Origin of the sequence: Pseudomonas sp. PDM25, from assembly GCF_019219045.1 — a bacterium.
Lineage (GTDB): Bacteria > Pseudomonadota > Gammaproteobacteria > Pseudomonadales > Pseudomonadaceae > Aquipseudomonas.
The window spans coordinates 156022-174837 of the sequence record NZ_JAHUWL010000004.1; the positions used below are offsets into that span (position 1 = coordinate 156022).

19 protein-coding genes are annotated in these 18816 nt (G+C 59.6%); 12 read left to right on the top strand and 7 right to left on the bottom strand.

All coding sequences use genetic code 11. The features are described 5' to 3' along the window. Positions 1-5: 5 nt before the first annotated feature. Positions 6-1592: an ABC transporter substrate-binding protein gene (locus tag KW848_RS08880; protein ID WP_008150170.1), complete on the bottom strand. Its 1587-nt coding sequence runs from the start codon at positions 1590-1592 to the stop codon at positions 6-8. 445 nt (positions 1593-2037) lie between these two features. Between KW848_RS08880 and rpmB the strand changes: the two genes are divergently transcribed. Then, the gene (rpmB, locus tag KW848_RS08885) at positions 2038-2271 is read left to right on the top strand and encodes a 50S ribosomal protein L28 (RefSeq protein ID WP_007894701.1); all 234 of its coding nucleotides are present in this window, start codon (positions 2038-2040) and stop codon (positions 2269-2271) included. A gap of 11 nt (positions 2272-2282) precedes the next feature. Then, entirely contained in the window at positions 2283-2438 is a 156-nt protein-coding gene (gene rpmG, locus KW848_RS08890; RefSeq protein WP_008150173.1) for a 50S ribosomal protein L33, read from the top strand. Between the two features lie 82 nt (positions 2439-2520). Here the strand turns inward: rpmG and KW848_RS08895 are convergent, their stop codons facing one another. Then, positions 2521-2805 carry a peptidase inhibitor gene (locus KW848_RS08895; protein ID WP_218536599.1) on the bottom strand — a complete coding sequence of 95 codons (285 nt, stop codon included), beginning with the start codon at positions 2803-2805 and terminating at the stop codon, positions 2521-2523. A gap of 185 nt (positions 2806-2990) precedes the next feature. After that, on the bottom strand, positions 2991-3353 hold the full coding sequence (locus KW848_RS08900) for a cupin domain-containing protein (RefSeq protein WP_111448285.1): 363 nt from the start codon (positions 3351-3353) through the stop codon (positions 2991-2993). 237 nt (positions 3354-3590) lie between these two features. Here KW848_RS08900 and KW848_RS08905 point away from each other — a divergent pair, with 237 nt between their 5' ends. Both KW848_RS08905 and KW848_RS08910 read left to right on the top strand, forming a co-directional pair. Further along, positions 3591-5084 (top strand): aldehyde dehydrogenase, encoded by a 1494-nt coding sequence (locus KW848_RS08905; RefSeq protein WP_046045050.1) that lies wholly within the window; start codon positions 3591-3593, stop codon positions 5082-5084. A gap of 160 nt (positions 5085-5244) precedes the next feature. Next, on the top strand, positions 5245-6387 hold the full coding sequence (locus KW848_RS08910) for an MFS transporter (RefSeq protein ID WP_218536600.1): 1143 nt from the start codon (positions 5245-5247) through the stop codon (positions 6385-6387). Between the two features lie 14 nt (positions 6388-6401). On the opposite strand, the gene KW848_RS08915 is transcribed toward KW848_RS08910, so the two are convergent. Further along, positions 6402-8000, bottom strand: a complete 1599-nt coding sequence (locus KW848_RS08915) for a phospholipase D family protein (RefSeq protein ID WP_218536601.1) — start codon at positions 7998-8000, stop codon at positions 6402-6404. Between the two features lie 56 nt (positions 8001-8056). Continuing rightward, the gene (locus KW848_RS08920) at positions 8057-9478 is read right to left on the bottom strand and encodes a PLP-dependent aminotransferase family protein (RefSeq protein ID WP_192408911.1); all 1422 of its coding nucleotides are present in this window, start codon (positions 9476-9478) and stop codon (positions 8057-8059) included. A 179-nt stretch (positions 9479-9657) separates the two neighbouring features. Between KW848_RS08920 and KW848_RS08925 the strand changes: the two genes are divergently transcribed. Then, positions 9658-9903 (top strand): DUF1127 domain-containing protein, encoded by a 246-nt coding sequence (locus tag KW848_RS08925; protein ID WP_008150185.1) that lies wholly within the window; start codon positions 9658-9660, stop codon positions 9901-9903. Positions 9904-10009: 106 nt separating this feature from the next. Here KW848_RS08925 and KW848_RS08930 read toward each other — a convergent pair whose 3' ends face one another. Then, complete coding sequence (locus tag KW848_RS08930; protein WP_218536602.1) at positions 10010-11323, bottom strand: FAD-binding oxidoreductase; 1314 nt, start codon at positions 11321-11323, stop codon at positions 10010-10012. Positions 11324-11470: 147 nt separating this feature from the next. On the opposite strand from KW848_RS08930, the gene KW848_RS08935 reads away from it, so the two are divergent. After that, positions 11471-11824: a YkgJ family cysteine cluster protein gene (locus KW848_RS08935; protein ID WP_007947437.1), complete on the top strand. Its 354-nt coding sequence runs from the start codon at positions 11471-11473 to the stop codon at positions 11822-11824. A 121-nt stretch (positions 11825-11945) separates the two neighbouring features. Here the strand turns inward: KW848_RS08935 and KW848_RS08940 are convergent, their stop codons facing one another. After that, positions 11946-12434 carry an Lrp/AsnC ligand binding domain-containing protein gene (locus KW848_RS08940; RefSeq protein ID WP_003206849.1) on the bottom strand — a complete coding sequence of 163 codons (489 nt, stop codon included), beginning with the start codon at positions 12432-12434 and terminating at the stop codon, positions 11946-11948. 157 nt (positions 12435-12591) lie between these two features. Between KW848_RS08940 and dadA the strand changes: the two genes are divergently transcribed. The 6 genes from dadA to KW848_RS08970 all read left to right on the top strand — a co-directional run bounded on the left by dadA (position 12592) and on the right by KW848_RS08970 (position 18720). After that, positions 12592-13896: a D-amino acid dehydrogenase gene (gene dadA, locus KW848_RS08945; protein ID WP_074880408.1), complete on the top strand. Its 1305-nt coding sequence runs from the start codon at positions 12592-12594 to the stop codon at positions 13894-13896. Beyond that, entirely contained in the window at positions 13868-14221 is a 354-nt protein-coding gene (locus KW848_RS08950; protein WP_076029299.1) for a RidA family protein, read from the top strand. The genes dadA and KW848_RS08950 overlap by 29 nt, the downstream gene beginning before the upstream one ends. Before the next feature lie 96 nt (positions 14222-14317). Continuing rightward, the gene (alr, locus tag KW848_RS08955) at positions 14318-15391 is read left to right on the top strand and encodes an alanine racemase (protein WP_218536603.1); all 1074 of its coding nucleotides are present in this window, start codon (positions 14318-14320) and stop codon (positions 15389-15391) included. A 125-nt stretch (positions 15392-15516) separates the two neighbouring features. Beyond that, complete coding sequence (locus tag KW848_RS08960) at positions 15517-16065, top strand: cupin domain-containing protein (RefSeq protein ID WP_064680419.1); 549 nt, start codon at positions 15517-15519, stop codon at positions 16063-16065. A 181-nt stretch (positions 16066-16246) separates the two neighbouring features. Further along, positions 16247-16663, top strand: coding sequence for a cytochrome c5 family protein (locus tag KW848_RS08965; RefSeq protein WP_033053381.1), 417 nt, complete (start codon positions 16247-16249; stop codon positions 16661-16663). A 134-nt stretch (positions 16664-16797) separates the two neighbouring features. Continuing rightward, a complete protein-coding gene (locus KW848_RS08970; protein ID WP_218536604.1) occupies positions 16798-18720 on the top strand; it encodes an acetyl-CoA hydrolase/transferase C-terminal domain-containing protein in 1923 nt (640 codons plus the stop codon). Positions 18721-18816 lie beyond the last annotated feature (96 nt).

Genomic DNA, 18816 nt, shown 5'->3' on the forward strand with positions numbered 1-18816 from the left:
GCGGATTACTTGAGGTTGACCTTCGAGTAATCCTGACGACCAAAAGGGCTGACCTGATAACCCTCAACGTCCTTGCGCGTCAGCGCGAAGGCGGTCGGGTGGGCCAGCGGCAACCACAGTGCCTGCTGCTGGATCTGTGCCTGGGCCTGTTCGTAGAGTTTGGTACGCACACCTTGCTCGCCGGTGGTCTTGCCGGCGCTGATCAGTTTGTCCAGGTCCTGGTTGCAGTAGCGTGCGAAGTTGGTGCCGGATTTGACCGCAGCGCAGGAAAACTGCGGCGTGAGGAAGTTGTCCGGGTCGCCGTTGTCGCCGGCCCAGCCCATGAATAACAGGTCGTGTTCACCGGCCTTGGCGCGGCGAATCAGCTCACCCCATTCGATCACCCGAATCTCGGCCTGAATGCCGATTTCCGCGAGGTCCGATTGCAGCATTTGAGCGCTGAGGCTCGGGTTTGGGTTAAGCAGACTGCCAGAAGGTCGGGTCCAGATGGTGGTCTGGAAACCGTCCTTGAGCCCGGCCTTCGCCATGAGTGCTTTGGCTTTTTCGACGTCATGCGGATAACCCGGCAGGCCTTTGGCGTAGCTCCAGGTGTTAGGCGGGTACGGGCCGTTGGCGGCCTCGGCGGTGTCTTCGAACACAGCTTTGACGTAGTTGGCCTTGTCGAACGCGAGGTTGATCGCCTGGCGCACTTCAGGCTTGTCCAGTGGCGGATGCTGGCTGTTGATGCCGACGAACGCGGTCATGAAGGCGTCAGTCTTTTCCACTTTCAGGGTCGGTTCTTTCAGCGCGGCCTGTACGTCCAGAGGCTTGGGCGACAGGGCGATCTGGCACTCGTTGCGGCGCAATTTCTGCAGACGCACGTTGGCGTCAGGGGTGATGGCGAAAATCAGCGGATCCACCGAAGGCTTGCCGCGGAAGTAATCCGGGTTGGCCTTGTAGCGGATCGAGGCATCTTTCTGGAAGCGCGTGAAGATGAACGGCCCGCTGCCGATTGGCTGGCTATTGAGCTTCTCCGGGGTGCCGGCCTTCATCAGTTTGTCGGCATATTCAGCCGAATAGATCGAGGCGAAGCCCATGCTCAGGGTCGCGAGGAAGGTCGAGTCCGGGTGGTCGAGGGTGAACCGTATGGTCAGCGGGTCCAGTGCGTCGATCTTCTTGATCAATGCCGGCAACTGCATCGACTGGGCGTGCGGGAAGCCGCTCTGGGCGACCTTGTGCCACGGGTTCGCCGGGTCGAGCATGCGGTCGAAACTGAATTTCACGTCTTCGGCGGTCAGGTCGCGGGTCGGGCTGAAGTATTCAGTGCGGTGGAATTTCACCTGCGGATGCAGTTTGAACACGTAGGTCAGGCCGTCGGGCGTGACTTCCCAGCTGTCCGCGAGGCTGGCGACCACTTTGCCGCTGGCGGTATCGAAGTCCACCAGACGGTTCATCAGCACGTCGGCCGAGGCGTTGGTGGTGGTCAGCGAGTTGTATTGCACCACGTCGAACCCTTCCGGGCTTGCCTCAGTGCAAACGCTCAGAGCGGCGGCATGAGCCAGCGGGCTCAGCAGAAGAGGGGCGAGCAGCAGCGGTAGGGCAGCGAGGCGCATGGTCGGATTCCTTTACAGATCGAAGGCCCATCTGCAAGTGCAGTCTGGAAAAGGCTTACCCTAGTGGGCTCTTTTGCAAATGACTATCCCCTTTTTCATTTTAAGTGGACTATGTGCGCTTGTTTTCGGTGATGCGGGCCGAGGAAAACCCGGAATCGGTCGGTTGGCCGATTCTCTGCGACGAGCGGTCTTAATCGACGACAGCCTTTATCCAAGGCGCTCGGCGCGCGAAAAATGGGGGATTTATCAAGTCCGCGCACACGGAATGTTGTTGCTCTCCAGTCTTTCTGGTATAAAGCAGCGCTCTTTTCTAGGGGCCCGGTTCCTTCACTGTAGGTGTAGCCGGTAAGACCTCTAAAGAAACGCGGCGCCTGGCGCCAAATGACTGAGAGATTAAGCGGCCAACCCATGCCGGGTTGGGCATGTGGTTTTAGAGGGCTGAGGCATGTCGAGAGTATGTCAAGTTACCGGTAAGGGTCCGGTGACTGGGAATAACATTTCCCACGCAAACAACAAAACCCGTCGTCGTTTCCTGCCGAACCTGCAGCATCACCGCTTCTGGGTTGAAGAAGAGAAACGTTTCGTGCGTCTGCGCGTATCTGCCAAAGGCATGCGTATCATCGACAAGCGTGGCATTACTGTCGTGCTGGCCGAAATTCGCAAAGCTGGCAAGATCTAAGGGAGCTAATCATGCGTGAATTGATTCGAATGATTTCTAGCGCCGGTACTGGTCACTTCTACACTACCGACAAGAACAAGCGTACTACTCCGGACAAGCTCGAAAAGCGCATGTTCGATCCGCGCGTTCGCAAGCACGTGATGTACAAAGAAGGCAAAATCAAGTAATTGATTTTTCCCTCTTACGAAAAAGGCCCGTATCGCGAGATACGGGCCTTTTTTGTTGCCCACAAGTCGTCCTTGCGAGTGATCAGCCGCAGTACATGGCAATAATCTCCAGGTTTATATCGGTCCTGATTTGCAGGCGATTGTTGTCAGGGTCCAGGTCGCGGGAGTTGACTTTAATGCTGGTCGCCCGTGACTCCCTGAATGCCTCATCTCGAACGGACCGGGACAGGTATTCGCCAATCAGGTACGTAACCCTCCGTGCATCGCATCGCTGCGCTGGCTGTTCCGGTTCGTTCGCATGTGCCGACGTCAGGGTGACTGCCAGGAAAAGACCTGCCAGCAGGCCAGTGTTAAGAAAATTTTTCATGTTTATTCGCTTCCTTGTGAATGATGACGGTGAGGCTCCTTTATTCGGGAGCGAGAACAGCATTCGGCAAGGTCAGCGATTGAGTGCGGTAATTAAGTACTTCACCTGGCATCTGGCAGTGCAGCTAAGCAAAAAAAAGGCCCATATCTCGCGATATGGGCCATTTTGATGCCTTAACAAACTGCTCAGGTCTTTTGTTCAAACGCCACATAGATCTTGCGGCAGGTCTCCAGCACTTCCCAGGTACCCCGGAACCCGGCCGGGATGACGAAACGATCGCCTGCCCGAACGGTCTTGCTGTTGCCGTCGTTGTCGCGTAGCACGGACACGCCCTGGACGATTTCGCAGTATTCATGCTCGGTAAAATTCACCAGCCACTGACCAATCGCACCTTCCCACACGCCGGCGTTCAACTGACCACAAGGGCTGTTGTAGTGGTTGTACACTGCTTGCTCGGGGTCACCCTTGAGGACTTTTGCCTGGTCTGGCCGATAGCGTTCGGGCTGGGTGGTGGCCTGGCTGAAGTCGACGATGTCCTGGATGCTCATTGTTGTTATCCCCCGTGATTGCGACGCGATGGCTGGAAAGTCCAAAGTCTATGTTTATTAAAATGAACACCGCAAGGCCGTTTGCCGACCTTGTGTCAAATATATTGAAACAACCCCGGCCACTGGTTTAGGGTGGCAGTTGCCTTGGGCCGACAAATCAGGCTGGCTGGGCAGAATTCCTGACAGCGCCCGCGAAGACCGTGGAGCGTTCGTATTCAATAAGAGGAGGACACTCGTATGACCACCCTGACTCGTGCCGATTGGGAACAACGGGCTCGCGATCTGAAGATCGAAGGCCGCGCCTACATCAATGGTGAATACACCGATGCCGTCTCCGCCGAGACCTTCGAGTGCATCAGCCCGGTCGATGGCCGTCTGCTGGGCAAGATTGCCAGCTGTGACGCCGCCGACGCCCAGCGCGCTGTTGAAAATGCCCGCGCTACTTTCAATTCCGGCGTCTGGTCCCGCCTGGCGCCGACCAAGCGTAAAGCCACCATGATCCGTTTCGCCGGCCTGCTGAAACAGCACGCCGAAGAGCTGGCCCTGCTTGAAACCCTGGACATGGGCAAGCCGATCAGCGACTCCCTGTACATCGACGTTCCAGGCGCGGCGCAAGCCCTGAGCTGGAGCGGTGAAGCCATCGACAAGATCTACGACGAAGTGGCCGCCACTCCCCATGACCAGCTGGGTCTGGTGACCCGCGAACCCGTCGGCGTCGTCGGCGCGATCGTGCCGTGGAACTTCCCGCTGATGATGGCCTGCTGGAAACTCGGCCCGGCGCTGTCCACCGGTAACTCGGTGATCCTCAAGCCGTCCGAAAAATCCCCGCTGACCGCCATCCGCATCGCTGCGCTGGCCGTCGAGGCTGGTATCCCGAAAGGCGTGCTGAACGTATTGCCAGGCTACGGTCACACCGTCGGCAAGGCCCTGGCCCTGCATAACGACGTGGACACCCTGGTGTTCACCGGTTCGACCAAAATCGCCAAGCAACTGCTGATCTACTCCGGCGAATCGAACATGAAACGCGTCTGGCTCGAAGCCGGCGGCAAGAGCCCGAACATCGTGTTCGCCGATGCGCCGGACCTGCAAGCTGCCGCTGAATCGGCTGCCGGTGCCATCGCCTTCAACCAGGGCGAAGTCTGCACTGCCGGCTCGCGCCTGCTGGTGGAGCGTTCGATCAAGGACAAATTCCTGCCGCTGGTGATCGAGGCACTGAAAACCTGGAAACCGGGCAACCCGCTGGACCCGGCAACCAACGTCGGTGCGCTGGTGGATACCCAGCAGATGAACACCGTGCTGTCCTACATCGAATCCGGCCACACCGACGGCGCCAAACTGGTGGCGGGCGGCAAGCGCATCCTTCAGGAAACCGGTGGCACTTACGTTGAGCCGACGATTTTCGACGGCGTCAGCAACGCGATGAAAATCGCGCAGGAAGAAATCTTTGGCCCAGTGCTGTCGGTGATCACGTTCGATACCGCCGAAGAAGCCATTGCGATTGCCAACGACACCCCTTACGGCTTGGCCGCAGCGGTGTGGACCCAGGATATTTCCAAGGCCCACCTGACCGCCAAGGCACTGCGCGCTGGTAGCGTGTGGGTCAACCAGTATGACGGCGGCGACATGACGGCGCCGTTCGGTGGCTTCAAACAGTCCGGCAACGGTCGTGACAAGTCGCTGCATGCATTCGACAAGTACACCGAGCTGAAGGCGACCTGGATCAAGTTGTAAGTACCACACAACGACGATCCCCTGTGGGAGCGGGCTTGCTCGCGAAGGCGCCGTGACAGCCAACGATGATGTTGGATGTGATGGCCTCTTCGCGAGCAAGCCCGCTCCCACATTTGTTTTGTGCGGTGTCTGAAAAATAATATCCACAGGAGCGTGGGAAATGCGTTGGGCGACTTATTTCGCCGTGTTGGCGTCTGTCTTGAGTGTCGGCCTGGCCTTGGGCGTCAGCATGCCGCTGGTGTCGTTTCGTCTGGAAGGTTGGGGCTATGGCTCGTTCGCCATTGGCGTGATGGCGGCGATGCCCGCCATAGGCGTGCTGTTGGGTGCGAAGGTCTCCAGCCATCTGGCCGCGCGTCTGGGCACGGCCAATCTGATGCGTTTGTGCCTGTGGGCCGGGGCGTTGTCCATCGGTTTGCTGGCGTTGTTGCCGAGCTATCCGATTTGGCTGGCGTTGCGTTTGATGATCGGCGTGATCCTGACCCTTGTGTTCATCCTCGGCGAAAGCTGGATCAACCAGCTTGTGGTGGAAGAGTGGCGCGGGCGATTGGTGGCGTTGTATGGCAGCAGCTACGCGCTGAGTCAGCTGGCCGGGCCGTTGCTGCTTGGCGTACTGGGCACTGAGCACGATTACGGATTCTGGGTCGGCGTCGGTTTGTTGATGGCGGCACCGTTCCTGTTGCTGGGCCGCAGCGGCGCGCCGACCAGTGAAGCCTGCAGCGTGACCTTCAGCGACTTGCTGGGTTTCTGCCGTGGCCTGCCGGCGATTGCCTGGGCGGTGTCGCTGTTCGCCGCGTTCGAAGCGATGATCCTGACGTTGTTGCCGGTGTATTGCCTGCGTCAGGGCTTTACGACGGAAATTGCGTTGGCGATGGTCAGTACGGTGGTGGTGGGTGATGCCTTGCTGCAGTTGCCGATTGGCGCACTGGCCGATCGCTTGTCGCGGCGCACGCTGTTCACCGGGTGTGCGGCGGTTCTGCTGATATCGAGCCTGGCCATCCCGTTGTTGATCGACACGTTGCTGATCTGGCCGTTGTGGGTGTTGTTCGGTGCCAGTGCCGGCGGTTTGTTCACCTTGTCACTGATCCTGATCGGCGAGCGCTATCGCGACGATGCGCTGGTGCGCGCCAATGCGCATATCGCGCAGCTGTGGGGTATCGGTTGCCTGGTCGGACCGCTGGCGGCCGGCGCCGGCAGTCAGTGGATCAGCGGGCATGCGTTGCCGCTGCTGATGGCGGCGGGTGCGCTGGGGTTGGTGATTCTGCTGTCACGGCAAGGCGCGTTTGGTGCGGTGCAGCCGGTATAGTTCTGTAGCAGCTGTTACAACATCCGCTCCAGGCCGACCATGCTGCTGAGCCATGAATTGAAATGCTGCCACCAACTTCCCGGTTCTTTGGTCAGTGTGTGCTGTTTGCCGTCATCTTCAGTGACCCAGACGATCTGACCCTTTTCCAGCCGGGCGTGATAGCTGAGGGGCGGCGCCATACCCTCCAGTGCCAGTTCGCGCACCCGTCCGGCGAGCTGCGGGTTGTCCACCAGTACCCCGACTTCGGTGTTCCACAGTACCGAGCGCGGGTCGAAATTGAACGAGCCGATGAAGGCTTTCTGTCGGTCGAAAACCATTGCCTTGCTGTGCAGGCTGGATTCGGAACCACGGGAGGTGTTGCTCCCACTGTGGAACAGGCTCGGTCCTCTGCCGCTGCCACCGCTGCCACCGCTGCCACCGCTGTCGCCGGGCTGGCGGCGTAATTCGAACAATTGCACACCGTGCTCCAGCAAGGCTTTGCGATAAGGCGCGTAACCACCATGCGTGGCCGGTACATCGGTGGCTTCCAGTGAATTGGTCAGCAAACTCACCGACACGCCGGCATCAGCGCGACCGGTCAGGTACACCAGGCCCGGTTGGGCGGGCACGATGTAGGGCGAGACCATGATCAGCTCCTTGCTGACCCCATTGAGTTCGGGCGCCAACTGGGTGGTCAGTATCAGGTGCGGGTCCGGTTCGCCGTCGGCCAGCACCTTGCTTGGTGCGTCCCACAACGCCTGGTTCCAGGCCCAGATCAACTCTCGGCGCCAGACATCCAGGCGCGGGTGAGTGGTATAGGCCATTAACTGCTGATAAAGCGCGTGGTTCTGTTTGCGCGTTTCCTCCAGGGATTCGTCCAGTCGGGTCCGGGTGTTTCTCAGATCCTTGGCTGTCGGCCTGGTCGAGAGAAACTGCTCGATCGGCTTGCTCAGGGCGCTGTTCCAGTACTGGTCGAAGCTATGCCCCAGCTGCTCTGCAACCGGGCCGACACTGAGCATGTCGATGTCGGTGAAATTGAGGTTGGGCTCGGCATCGAAATACTCGTCCCCCAGGTTGCGCCCGCCCACGATCGCTGCGCTGTTGTCTGCGACCCACAGTTTGTTGTGCATGCGTCGGTGTTGCTGCGACAGGTTGAAGAGTCGGCCCATGGTTCGCGTAACGACGGTGCTGCGGCCCAAGTGCAGCGGGTTGAACACCCGGATCTGAATTTTTGGATGTGCGGCAAGGGTCGCGATGATCTGGTCCAGGCCATCGCTGGTGGTGTCGTCGAGCAAAATCCGCACCCGCACGCCGCGGTCGGCGGCGTTGAGCAGTTCGCTCACCAGTATTCGTGTGCTGATGCCGTCGTGGACGATGTAGTACTGCAGGTCGAGGCTGCTTTGGGCTTTGCGAATCAGCTCGGCGCGGGCAGTGAAGGCCTCTGAGCTATCGGAGAGCAAGCGAAAGCCCGATTGACCCTCATGGGGGGCGGCCTGTGCCTGGATCGAACGGCCGAACGCAGAATCGGCGGCCGGCAGGGCCTGACTCGGTTCGCGAGGGACATTGAGTGTCGTACAGCCACCAAGGAGCGAGGCGAGTAACAGAAGAGCAAGCAGGGGCTGTCTGATTCTCACGGAGCGTATTCCGGGGAGTGACGGTTAGCATATGGACGCCGCTTCCCGAAGAAAGGTCAGTCGATTTCCGCCAGCAGTTTGATGGCTGTCGCACCGACCTTGCGCACTGCTTCTTCGATCTGCGGGGTTGTTTTGGCAGCGTAGTTCATCCGCAGGCAATTGCGGTATTTGCCCGAGGCGGAAAAGATACTGCCGACGGCAATCTGTACGCCTTGATCGTGCAGCGCACGATTCAGTTTCAGGGTGTCGAAGCCCTCCGGCAGCTCGACCCAGAGCATGAAGCTGCCTTGGGGGCGACTGGCGCGGGTACCGGCTGGGAAATAGCGGCTGACCCAATCGATCATCACGTCGCGATTGCGTTGGTATTGGGTACGCATCCGCCGCAAATGCGGTTCGAAATGCCCAGCCTTGAGAAATTCGGCAATCGCGATCTGCGGTTGCGGCGCGGTAGAGCCGGTGCTGATGTATTTCATGTGCAGCACCCGTTCCAGATACCGTCCCGGCGCCACCCAACCGATACGCAGCCCCGGTGCCAGGGTCTTGGAAAAGGAACTGCACAGCAGAACGCGGCCGTCTTCGTCGAAGGATTTGATCGTGCGCGGACGCGGGTAGGTGTAGGCCAGTTCGCCATACACATCGTCCTCGATGATCGCCACGTCGAAACGCTGTGCGAGTGTCAACAACGCGCGTTTGCGCGACTCCGGCATGATGTAGCCCAGCGGGTTGTTGCAGTTGGGGGTTAACTGTATGGCCTTGATCGGCCATTGCTCCAACGCCAGTTCCAACGCATCGAGGCTGATCCCGGTGAGCGGGTCGGTGGGGATTTCCAGGGCTTTCATGCCCAGGCCCTTGAGCGTCTGCATGGCGCCGTGAAAGCTGGGCGAGTCCACGGCGACAATGTCGCCCGGCTCGCAGATGGAGCGGATGCTGGCGGACAGCGCTTCGTGACAACCAGTGGTGATCACCAGGTCGTGAGCAGTCAATTGGCAGCCGGAATCGAGCAGCAGGCGGGCAATCTGTTCGCGCAGTTCGAGGGTGCCGTAGATGTTGTCGTAATACAGACCGGGCATGTCCTGCCGTCGGCTGATTCGCGCCAGGTTGCGCAGCAGCGGTTTCATGGTCGGCGTGGTGATGTCCGGCATGCCGCGACCCAGTTGCACCACATCCTTGCGTGGCACCGCGCGGATCAGTTCCAGCACTTGATCCCACTGGGAAATGTCCACCGGCCGCTGCGCCGGGCGGCCAATGGCCGGAAGCTCCGGCAGTTCACGACCCACCGGTACGAAGTAGCCCGACTTGGGTTTGGGTGTCGCCAGGCCGCTGTCTTCCAGCACGCGATACGCCTGCTGCACCGTACTCAGGCTGACGCCGTGTTCAACACTTAACGCCCGCACCGACGGCAGCCGGTCGCCGGGGCGATAGAAGCCCTGTTCGATACGCGTGCCGAGCAGTTCGGCGAGGTTGACGTAAAGGGTCATGGCGCAGTCTCGGTGTGGGTGATTCGGTTGACCAGTACAGATGGGTCGAAAATAGGGGATTCAGACGCTGAAATGCAAAATCTGTATGGAATTAATACAGTCTCGTTGAATCTGTAATGCTTTTTGCCGTCGACGCATCATGAAAGCTCTGGCTACCCAAGTAAACAGGAGCAATCAAAATGAACGGCTTGAGCGATGTGCGGCTGACGTTACACAGTCAGGAACTGGCGGCAGGGCAAAACAACGGTGCACGCGAGGCGGTCATGCGCAACGCACCGTCCGGCCTGAGTCGCTGGGGTCTGTTCTGGCATCGTCTGCACACGCGCAAGGCATTGCTGGAGCTCACGCCCGAGCAGCTTAAGGACGTCGGGTTGAGTCGGGAGCAGGCGCGGGAGGAGGGGCTTAAACCGTTTTGGCGGATTTGAGTCGACCCCATCGCGAGCAGGCTCGCACAGGTGATCTGTGGCGTTCACAAATCCATTGTGGGAGCGAGCCTGCTCGCGATGAGGCCAGTACAGGCACAGAAATGTATCAGACCAACTCTTTAAGCCGATGCCACATCATCCCCAGCGCCAACAACGGCGAGCGCAAATGCTTGCCGCCAGGAAAGGTGATATGCGGCACCCTGGCAAACAGATCAAACCCTCCACCCTGCTGGCCACTGATAGCTTCAGCCAACAACTTCCCCGCGAGGTGCGTGGCGTTCACGCCATGACCGGAATAAGCCTGGGCGTAATACACATTCGGCTGATCCTTGAGTCGCCCGATCTGCGGCAGACGGTTGGCGCCGATGCCGATCATCCCGCCCCATTGATAGTCGATCTTGACCCCGGCCAGTTGCGGGAAAACCTCCAGCATCTTCGGCTGCATGTAGGCGGCGATGTCCTTCGGGTCGCGACCTGAATAATGGCAGGCGCCGCCGAACAGCAAGCGGCGGTCCGCCGAGAGCCGATAGTAATCCAGTGCCACCCGTTGATCGCAGACCGCCATGTTCTGCGGCAGTAGCGAGTGTGCCAGCGCTTCACTCAAGGGTTCGGTGGCGATGATGTAGCTGCCGGCGGGCAGCACCTTGCCGCCGAGTTCGGGATTGAGTTCATTGAGGTAGGCGTTGCAGCCCAGCACCAGCGTCTTGGCGCGGACCGAACCTTGGGCGGTGTAGACCTTGACCTCGGGGCCATAATCGATGCGGGTGACTGCCGATTGTTCGAACAGCTTCACCCCCAACTGCTGGGCGGCGGCCGCTTCGCCCAATGCCAGGTTCAGCGGATGCAGGTGCCCGGAGCCCATGTCGATCAAACCGCCGACGTAACGGTCGGAACCCACTACGGAATGCATTTCACTGGCTTGTAGCAGACGGGTTTCGTAACGGTAACCGAGACTGTGCAACTCTTCGGCGTCTTCGGCAAAACCTTCGAGGTCCCGGGGCTTGTTGGCCAGGTCGCAATAGCCCCACGTGAGGTCGCAAGGGATCTGAAAACGCTCGACGCGCTGTCGGACGATTTCCACCGCTTCCAGGCCCATGAGTTTCATCTGACGCACGCCGTCCGCACCGACCACGTTGGCGAACTGATCGAGGCCATGGCCGACGCCACGAATCAACTGTCCGCCATTGCGTCCGCTGGCGCCCCAACCGATTTTGTGGGCTTCAAGCAGGATCACACTGAAGCCGCGTTCGGCCAGTTCGAGCGCCGTGTTCAAACCGGAGAACCCGCCACCGACCACGCAAACGTCAGCCACCAGGTCGCCTGTGAGCACCGGATGATCGGGCTGCGGCAAGCTGCTGGCGGCGTAGTAAGAAGCAGGGTGCTGGTGGTTCGGGGCAGGCTGCTGAGCACGGGCATTCATGTGCGTGTTCCTGATTCTTGTGTTTAGAAAATTTGACGGAGCATAAGCCGGACCTTCGGATACCGGCAACACTGGTCGGTTGGTGCTGTCTGGATCGGGGCTTTTGCGTCAGAATCCCGCTCTATTCCGCTTTTGGTCAACGCTTCGATGAGCTGCAACAGTCAGAAAATTCGCACGCTACGGCAGCAAATTCCCTCGTTCGAGTGTGTGCCCGGCTGCCATGACTGCTGTGGGCCGGTGACCACCTCGCCGGAAGAAATGTCCCGCCTGCCGCGCAAGACCCGGGCCGAGCAGGACGCTGCGATGGATGAGCTCAATTGCGTTCACCTGGGGCCCAACGGCTGCACCGTGTATGACGAGCGGCCACTTATCTGTCGACTATTCGGCACCACCAAGACCTTGCCGTGCCCGAATGGGCGGGGGCCGGTGGAGCTGATTCATCCGCGGGTCGAGAAGCAGATTCATGAGTACATGGCTTCGACGCGGCAGGTGCTGGTCTAAGGAATGACCGAGTTGCCTGCCTTCGCGAGCAAGCCCGCTCCCACAGTGGTTTTGTGTACGGCACAGATCCAGTGTGGGAGCGGGCTTGCTCGCGAAGGCGGCCGAACAGACACCGCATACTTCAATCCGGAATCGGCAGGTTCAAGCTCTCTTTCACCTCTTCCATCACGATGTAGCTCTTGGATTCGCGCACATGCGGCAGCTTGAGCAGGATGTCGCCCAGCAACTTGCGATACGAGGCCATCTCGGAAATCCGCGCCTTCACCAGATAGTCGAAATCCCCTGACACCAAATGGCACTCCAGCACGTGGGGAAGCTTCAGGACCGCGCGTCGGAACTCTTCGAAAGTATCGCCGGATTTGTAGTCGAGGCTGATTTCGACGAACACCAGAAGACTGCCCTTGAGGTGCTGCGGATTGAGCCGGGCGTTGTAGCCCATGATGATCCCTTCGCGCTCCAGCCGCCGGACCCGTTCGGTACATGGCGTGGTCGAGAGCCCGACCTTTTCCCCCAGCTCGGTGAAGGAGATGCGTCCGTCCGCTTGTAGGATCCGCAGGATGTTGCGGTCGATCTTGTCCAGCTCACGTTTGGTCTGAGTGTTGGTACGCATAGGGGATGCGCCTCCGTGAAAAGCGTTTTTGCCGAGAATTCTCGCCAAATATAGGCACTTATATAGTGAAAAGCACTGCCTAATCTTTTTTACACTGCGCACATCAATGCTCGACAACTACGAACGTCAGCGGCAAGCCGCGATGAGGGATATGAAAATGCGCGTTATGGTCTTGGGTAGCGGCGTCATCGGTACCACCAGTGCTTACTATCTGGCGCGTGCCGGATTTGAAGTGGTGGTTGTGGACCGTCAGCCGGCCGCTGCGATGGAGACCAGTTTCGCCAACGCCGGGCAGGTTTCGCCGGGTTATGCCTCGCCGTGGGCCGCGCCGGGCGTGCCGCTCAAGGCCATCAAGTGGCTGTTGCAGCGCCACGCACCGCTGGCGATCAAGGCCACCGCCGACATCGACCAATACCTGTGGATGGCGCAGATGCTGCGCAACTGCACCGCCAGCCGTTATGCGGTGAACAAAGAGCGCATGGTCCGCCTGTCCGAGTACAGCCGTGACTGCCTCGACGAATTGCGTGCCGAAACCGGTATCGCCTACGAAGGCCGCAGCCTCGGTACTACCCAACTGTTCCGCACCCAGGCTCAACTCGACGGCGCCTGGAAAGACATCGCCGTGCTGAAAGAGTCCGGCGTGCCATTCGAACTGCTCGACCGTGCCGGCATTGCCCGCGTCGAACCGGCCCTGGCCAGCGTCACCGACATCCTCGCCGGTGCCCTGCGCCTGCCGAACGACCAGACCGGCGATTGCCAGATGTTCACCACCCGCCTGGTCGAAATGGCGACCAAACTGGGTGTGGAATTCCGCTTCGACCAGGACATTCAGCGTCTCGACTACGCCGGCGACCGCATCAACGGCGTATGGATCGACGGCAAGCTGGAAACCGCTGATCGCTACGTGCTGGCCCTGGGCAGCTACTCGCCGCAACTGCTCAAGCCGCTGGGGATCAAGGCGCCGGTGTATCCGCTCAAGGGTTATTCCTTGACCGTACCGATCACCAACCCGGCGATGGCCCCTACTTCGACTATTCTCGACGAGACCTACAAGGTCGCGATCACCCGTTTCGACAACCGCATCCGCGTCGGTGGCATGGCTGAAATAGCCGGTTTTGACCTGTCGCTGAACCCACGTCGGCGCGAAACCCTGGAGATGATCGTCAACGACCTCTATCCTCAGGGCGGCGATCTGGCCCAGGCGAGTTTCTGGACCGGTCTGCGTCCGACCACCCCGGACGGCACGCCGATCGTGGGTGCTACGCCGTTCAGCAATCTGTTTTTGAACACGGGTCACGGCACGCTTGGTTGGACCATGGCGTGCGGTTCCGGTCGCTTGCTGGCCGATCTGATGGCGAAGAAAACGCCGCAGATCAGCGCCGAAGGCCTCGATATTTCCCGTTATGGAAAAAAACTTCAGGAGTCTGCAAAACATGTCAATCCAGCGCCAGCTCACCAATGAGCGCATGAGCCAGATCGTAGTCCACAGCGGTACCGTGTATCTGGCAGGGCAGGTCGGCGACGATATGAACGCCGGGATTGAACAGCAGACCCGTGAAACGCTTGCCAACATCGAGCGTTTGCTGGATCTGGCCGGGACCGACAAGAGCCGCCTGCTGTCGGTAACGATTTACTTGAAAGACATTGATGCACACTTCGAAGGCATGAACGCGGTCTGGGACAAGTGGCTGCCAAAAGGCGTCGCCCCGGCCCGTGCCACCGTTGAATCGAAGTTGTGCGAACCGCAAATCCTGGTTGAGCTGTCGGTTGTCGCCGCTCTGCCATAAACCCGTCAGAAAGATCCCTCTCCCGGTGCTACTGGCGGTTCACGCCGTCAGCCAGCGCCGGTTTTTCTTCCCATGACCGCCTAGAAGTCTGCCGCCATGCGTCCAGCCCGTGCCCTGATCGACCTTCAAGCCCTGCGTCACAACTACCAAATCGCCCGTGAAGTCACGGGGGCCAAGGCCCTCGCGGTGATCAAGGCCGATGCCTACGGCCATGGCGCGGTGCGTTGCGCCCAGGCGCTGGAAGCCGAAACAGACGGTTTCGCCGTAGCCTGTATCGAAGAAGCGTTGGAGCTGCGAGCCGCGGGCATTCGTGCGCCGGTGTTGTTGCTGGAAGGTTTTTTCGAAGCCGATGAGCTGTCGCTGATCGTCGAGCATGACTTCTGGTGCGTGGTGCATTCGCTGTGGCAGCTCGAAGCCATCGAGAACGCTGCACTGAGCAAACCGATCACGGTCTGGCTCAAACTCGATTCGGGCATGCATCGGGTGGGCTTGCATCCAAAGGATTATCAGGCGGGCTATCAACGGCTGCTGGCCAGCGGCAAGGTGGCGAAGATTGTTCTGATGAGCCACTTCGCCCGGGCCGATGAGTTGCACAGTCAGGCCAGTGTCGAGCAGGTCGCGGTGTTCGAAGCGGCGCGTCAGGGCTTGTCGGCGGAGATCAGCCTGCGCAATTCGCCGGCAGTACTCGGTTGGCCGCAGATTCCAAGTGATTGGGTTCGTCCGGGCATCATGCTCTACGGCGCGACTCCGTTTGAAGAGGCCAATGCCGTGGCGTCCCGCCTGCAACCGGTGATGACCCTCGAATCGAAAGTGATTTGCGTGCGTGAACTGCCGGCTGGCGAGCCGATCGGTTACGGCGCCAAATTCATCACCCAGAAACCGATGCGTGTGGGCGTGGTGGCCATGGGTTACGCCGATGGCTACCCACGTCAGGCACCGACCGGTACGCCAGTATTGGTCGCCGGGCAGCGCAGCCAGTTGATTGGCCGGGTGTCGATGGACATGCTCTGCATCGACCTGACCGATGTGCCGCAAGCCGGCCTCGGTTCGACCGTCGAGTTGTGGGGCAAAAACATTCTCGCCAGTGACGTAGCCGCGGCCGCGGGCACGATTCCTTACCAGATCTTCTGCAACCTGCGCCGGGTGCCAATGCTCTATTCCGGGGCTTAGGTCAAAGCGCCCCGACCGAAAGTCGCTTCATCGAACAGGATTCAGGTCCAAGTGTTGTAAATACTGAACGCTGTCGCCATGATAACGCTCATATTTCAACAACCTGAATCCCTGGAGGCGCAAGCTTGGACGTCGGTGAACGACTGCAATCCATCCGTAAGCTCAAAGGACTTTCCCAGCGTGAACTCGCCAAGCGTGCGGGTGTCACCAACAGCACCATTTCGATGATCGAGAAGAACAGCGTCAGCCCCTCGATCAGTTCGCTGAGGAAAGTACTGGGCGGGATTCCCATGTCCATGGTCGAGTTCTTTTCCGAAGAGATCCTGCAGGAAAAGCCGACTCAGATCGTCTACAAAGCCAACGAGCTGATCGATATTTCCGATGGCGCAGTGACCATGAAACTGGTCGGCAGGGCTCATCCGAGCCGGGCCATCGCGTTCCTCAATGAAATCTACCCGCCAGGCGCCGACACCGGTGAGGAGATGCTCACCCATGAGGGCGAGGAAACCGGGATTCTGCTCGAAGGTCGACTTGAACTGGTGGTAGGGCTTGAAACTTTTGTGCTCGAAGCCGGCGACAGCTACTACTTTGAAAGTACTAAACCGCACCGTTTCCGTAATCCGTTCGATGCGCCAGCGCGACTAATCAGCGCAGCGACTCCGGCTAATTTCTAATAAAAGAGGCGTCCGGCGAGCATTGCGCAGGTGCCCGAGTTGTTTTTCCGCCACGCATAAGACCCCTTCGACTTTAGGGTTGTTTCAGTGTGGCGGGCTTACCGTTATACTTGCGCCCGCCTGCGAACCGTGGCCGTGGGCGTGACTAGCCACCATTGAGGGTGAACGCGTGAATCTAATTATGAAAATGCTGGCCGTACCAGCAACCGTATTGGCCCTTTGGGCAGTCAGCGCACAAGCTGCGACCAACGACGATATTGCTAAACGCCTTGAGCCAGTCGGCCAGGTTTGCGTTCAGGGTAAAGAGTGCAAGGGCATGGAAGTTGCTGCTTCTGCGGGTGGCGGCGGTGGTGCCAAAACGCCTGACGAAGTGATTGCCAAACATTGCAACGCTTGCCACGGTACCGGCCTGTTGGGCGCGCCGAAAATCGGTGATGCTGCCGCTTGGGGCGAGCGCGCCAAGAAGGAAGGCGGTGTTGACGGCCTGCTGGCGAAAGCCATCTCCGGCCTCAATGCAATGCCTCCAAAAGGCACCTGCGCCGATTGCGCAGACGCCGAGCTCAAAGGTGCGATCCAGAAGATGTCCGGCCTGAAATAAGCCATCATCTTCATCAAAAAGCCGCTTTCGAGCGGTTTTTTTGTGCCTGCGATTTACGCCCGAGACTGTTCATTGCAGCAAAGACCCGGCAAGCTCGGTCCAACCCCAATTCACGGAATGTAAGGGAGGATCAGATGGTGCAGCTGTGTTCTATCGAGCAAGCGGTCGATGATGTCCTGGCACGGTTGCCGGCGCATATCCACATGGGGCTGCCCCTCGGTCTGGGCAAACCCAACCACTTCGTCAACGCGCTGTTTCAACGCATCGCGCAGTTGCCCGAGCGGCAGCTGACGATCTACACCGCCCTGTGCCTGGGCCGTCCTTCCTTGGGCGACGGTTTGCAAAAGCGCTTTCTCGAGCCCTTCATCGAGCGGGTTTTTGGCGACTATCCGGAACTGGATTTCCTGGCCGACCTGCGTCGCGACAGCCTGCCGTCGAACATCCATGTCCAGCAATTCTTCATGCAGCCCGGCAGCCTGCTCCACAGCGCACAGGCCCAGCAGGATTACGTCAGCAGCAATTACAGCCACGCCGCTCGAGACATCAACGCCGCCGGGTTGAACCTGGTAGCGCAATTGGTGGCGAGCCACAGCGAACACCCCGATCGCCTGAGCCTGAGCTGCAACCCGGACATCACCCTCGACCTGTTCCCCATGATCGCCAAGCGTCGGGCGGCAGGGGAGACGATCCTGCTGGTGGGCCAGGTGCACAACGATTTGCCGTACATGCCGGGCGATGCCGAAATCGCTATCGACACGTTCGACCTGCTGATCGACGAGAAGGACAGCACCACGCTGTTCTCCACGCCGAACATGCCGGTGGGTTTCCAGGATCACTTCATCGGGCTGCACGCCAGCACGTTGGTGCGCGACGGCGGCACCTTGCAGATCGGCATCGGCGCCATGGGTGATGCCCTGACCGCTGCGTTGCTGGCGCGGCAGGCCGACAATGACGGTTACAAGGCGTTGCTGGCGGAGGTGAATCTCAGTCAGTGGGCGCAACTCATAGACCGCGAAGGCGGCGTCGAACCGTTTGCCAAGGGCCTTTACGGTTGCAGCGAAATGTTCGTCAACGGCTTGCTGGTGCTGGCTGACGCCGGGATCGTGCGGCGCAAGGTCTACCCCGATGTGCCAACCCAGCAACAGGCGAATGCCGGCACGCTGGATGAAGCCGCGCAGACTGATGGCATCTCGGTGCACGGCGGTTTCTTCCTTGGGCCGCGCAGTTTCTATGAGCGCCTGCGCGAGTTGCCGCAGAGCAAGCGGCTCGAATTCAACATGACCCGCATCAGCTTCATCAATGAGCTCTACGGTCAGGAAGAACTCAAACGCTTGCAGCGCCTCGATGCGCGTTTCATCAACACCGTGTTCACCATGACCTTGCTGGGGGCCGGCGTGGCCGATCAGCTCGAAGACGGGCGAGTACTCAGCGGTGTCGGCGGGCAGTACAACTTCGTTGCGCAAGGACATGCACTGGAAGGGGCGCGTTCGGTATTGCTTCTGCGTAGCTGGCGCGAATCGGGCGGTGAGGTCAGTTCGAACATCGTCTGGGAGTACGGCCATTGCACGATCCCGCGACACCTGCGAGACATTGTGGTCACGGAGTACGGCATCGCCGACCTGCGGGGCAAGACCGACGCGGCGGTGATCGAGGCGTTGCTGAACATCAGCGACTCACGTTTCCAGCCGGGGTTGATAGAACAGGCTCAGGCAGTCGATAAGTTGCCGAAGAATTTCCGTATTGATCCTCGCTTCGCCGACAACAGTCCGCAGCGCTTGCAGGCCATCCAGGCGCGGCATCCGCAGTTGTTCCCGGAGTATCCGTTGGGCTGTGATTTCACCGCTGAGGAGAAGGATCTGTTGCGGGCGCTGAATTGGCTGAAGAGCAAGTTCAAGCTCACGGAAATTCTGGAACTGGGCAAGGCAGCGCTGGATGCGCCGGAGCCTTCATCGTTTCCCGAACATCTGGAGCGAATGCAGCTGACCAGCCCGGAAGGGCTGAAAGAGGATTTGTTTCAACGGCTACTGCTCACCGGCCTCAAAGCCACCGCGCAATAACCGTTAAACAGGTGATCCCTGTGGGAGCGGGCTTGCTCGCGAAGGGGCCGTGTCAGTCCCGATGATGTCGACTGACATACCGCCTTCGCGAGCAAG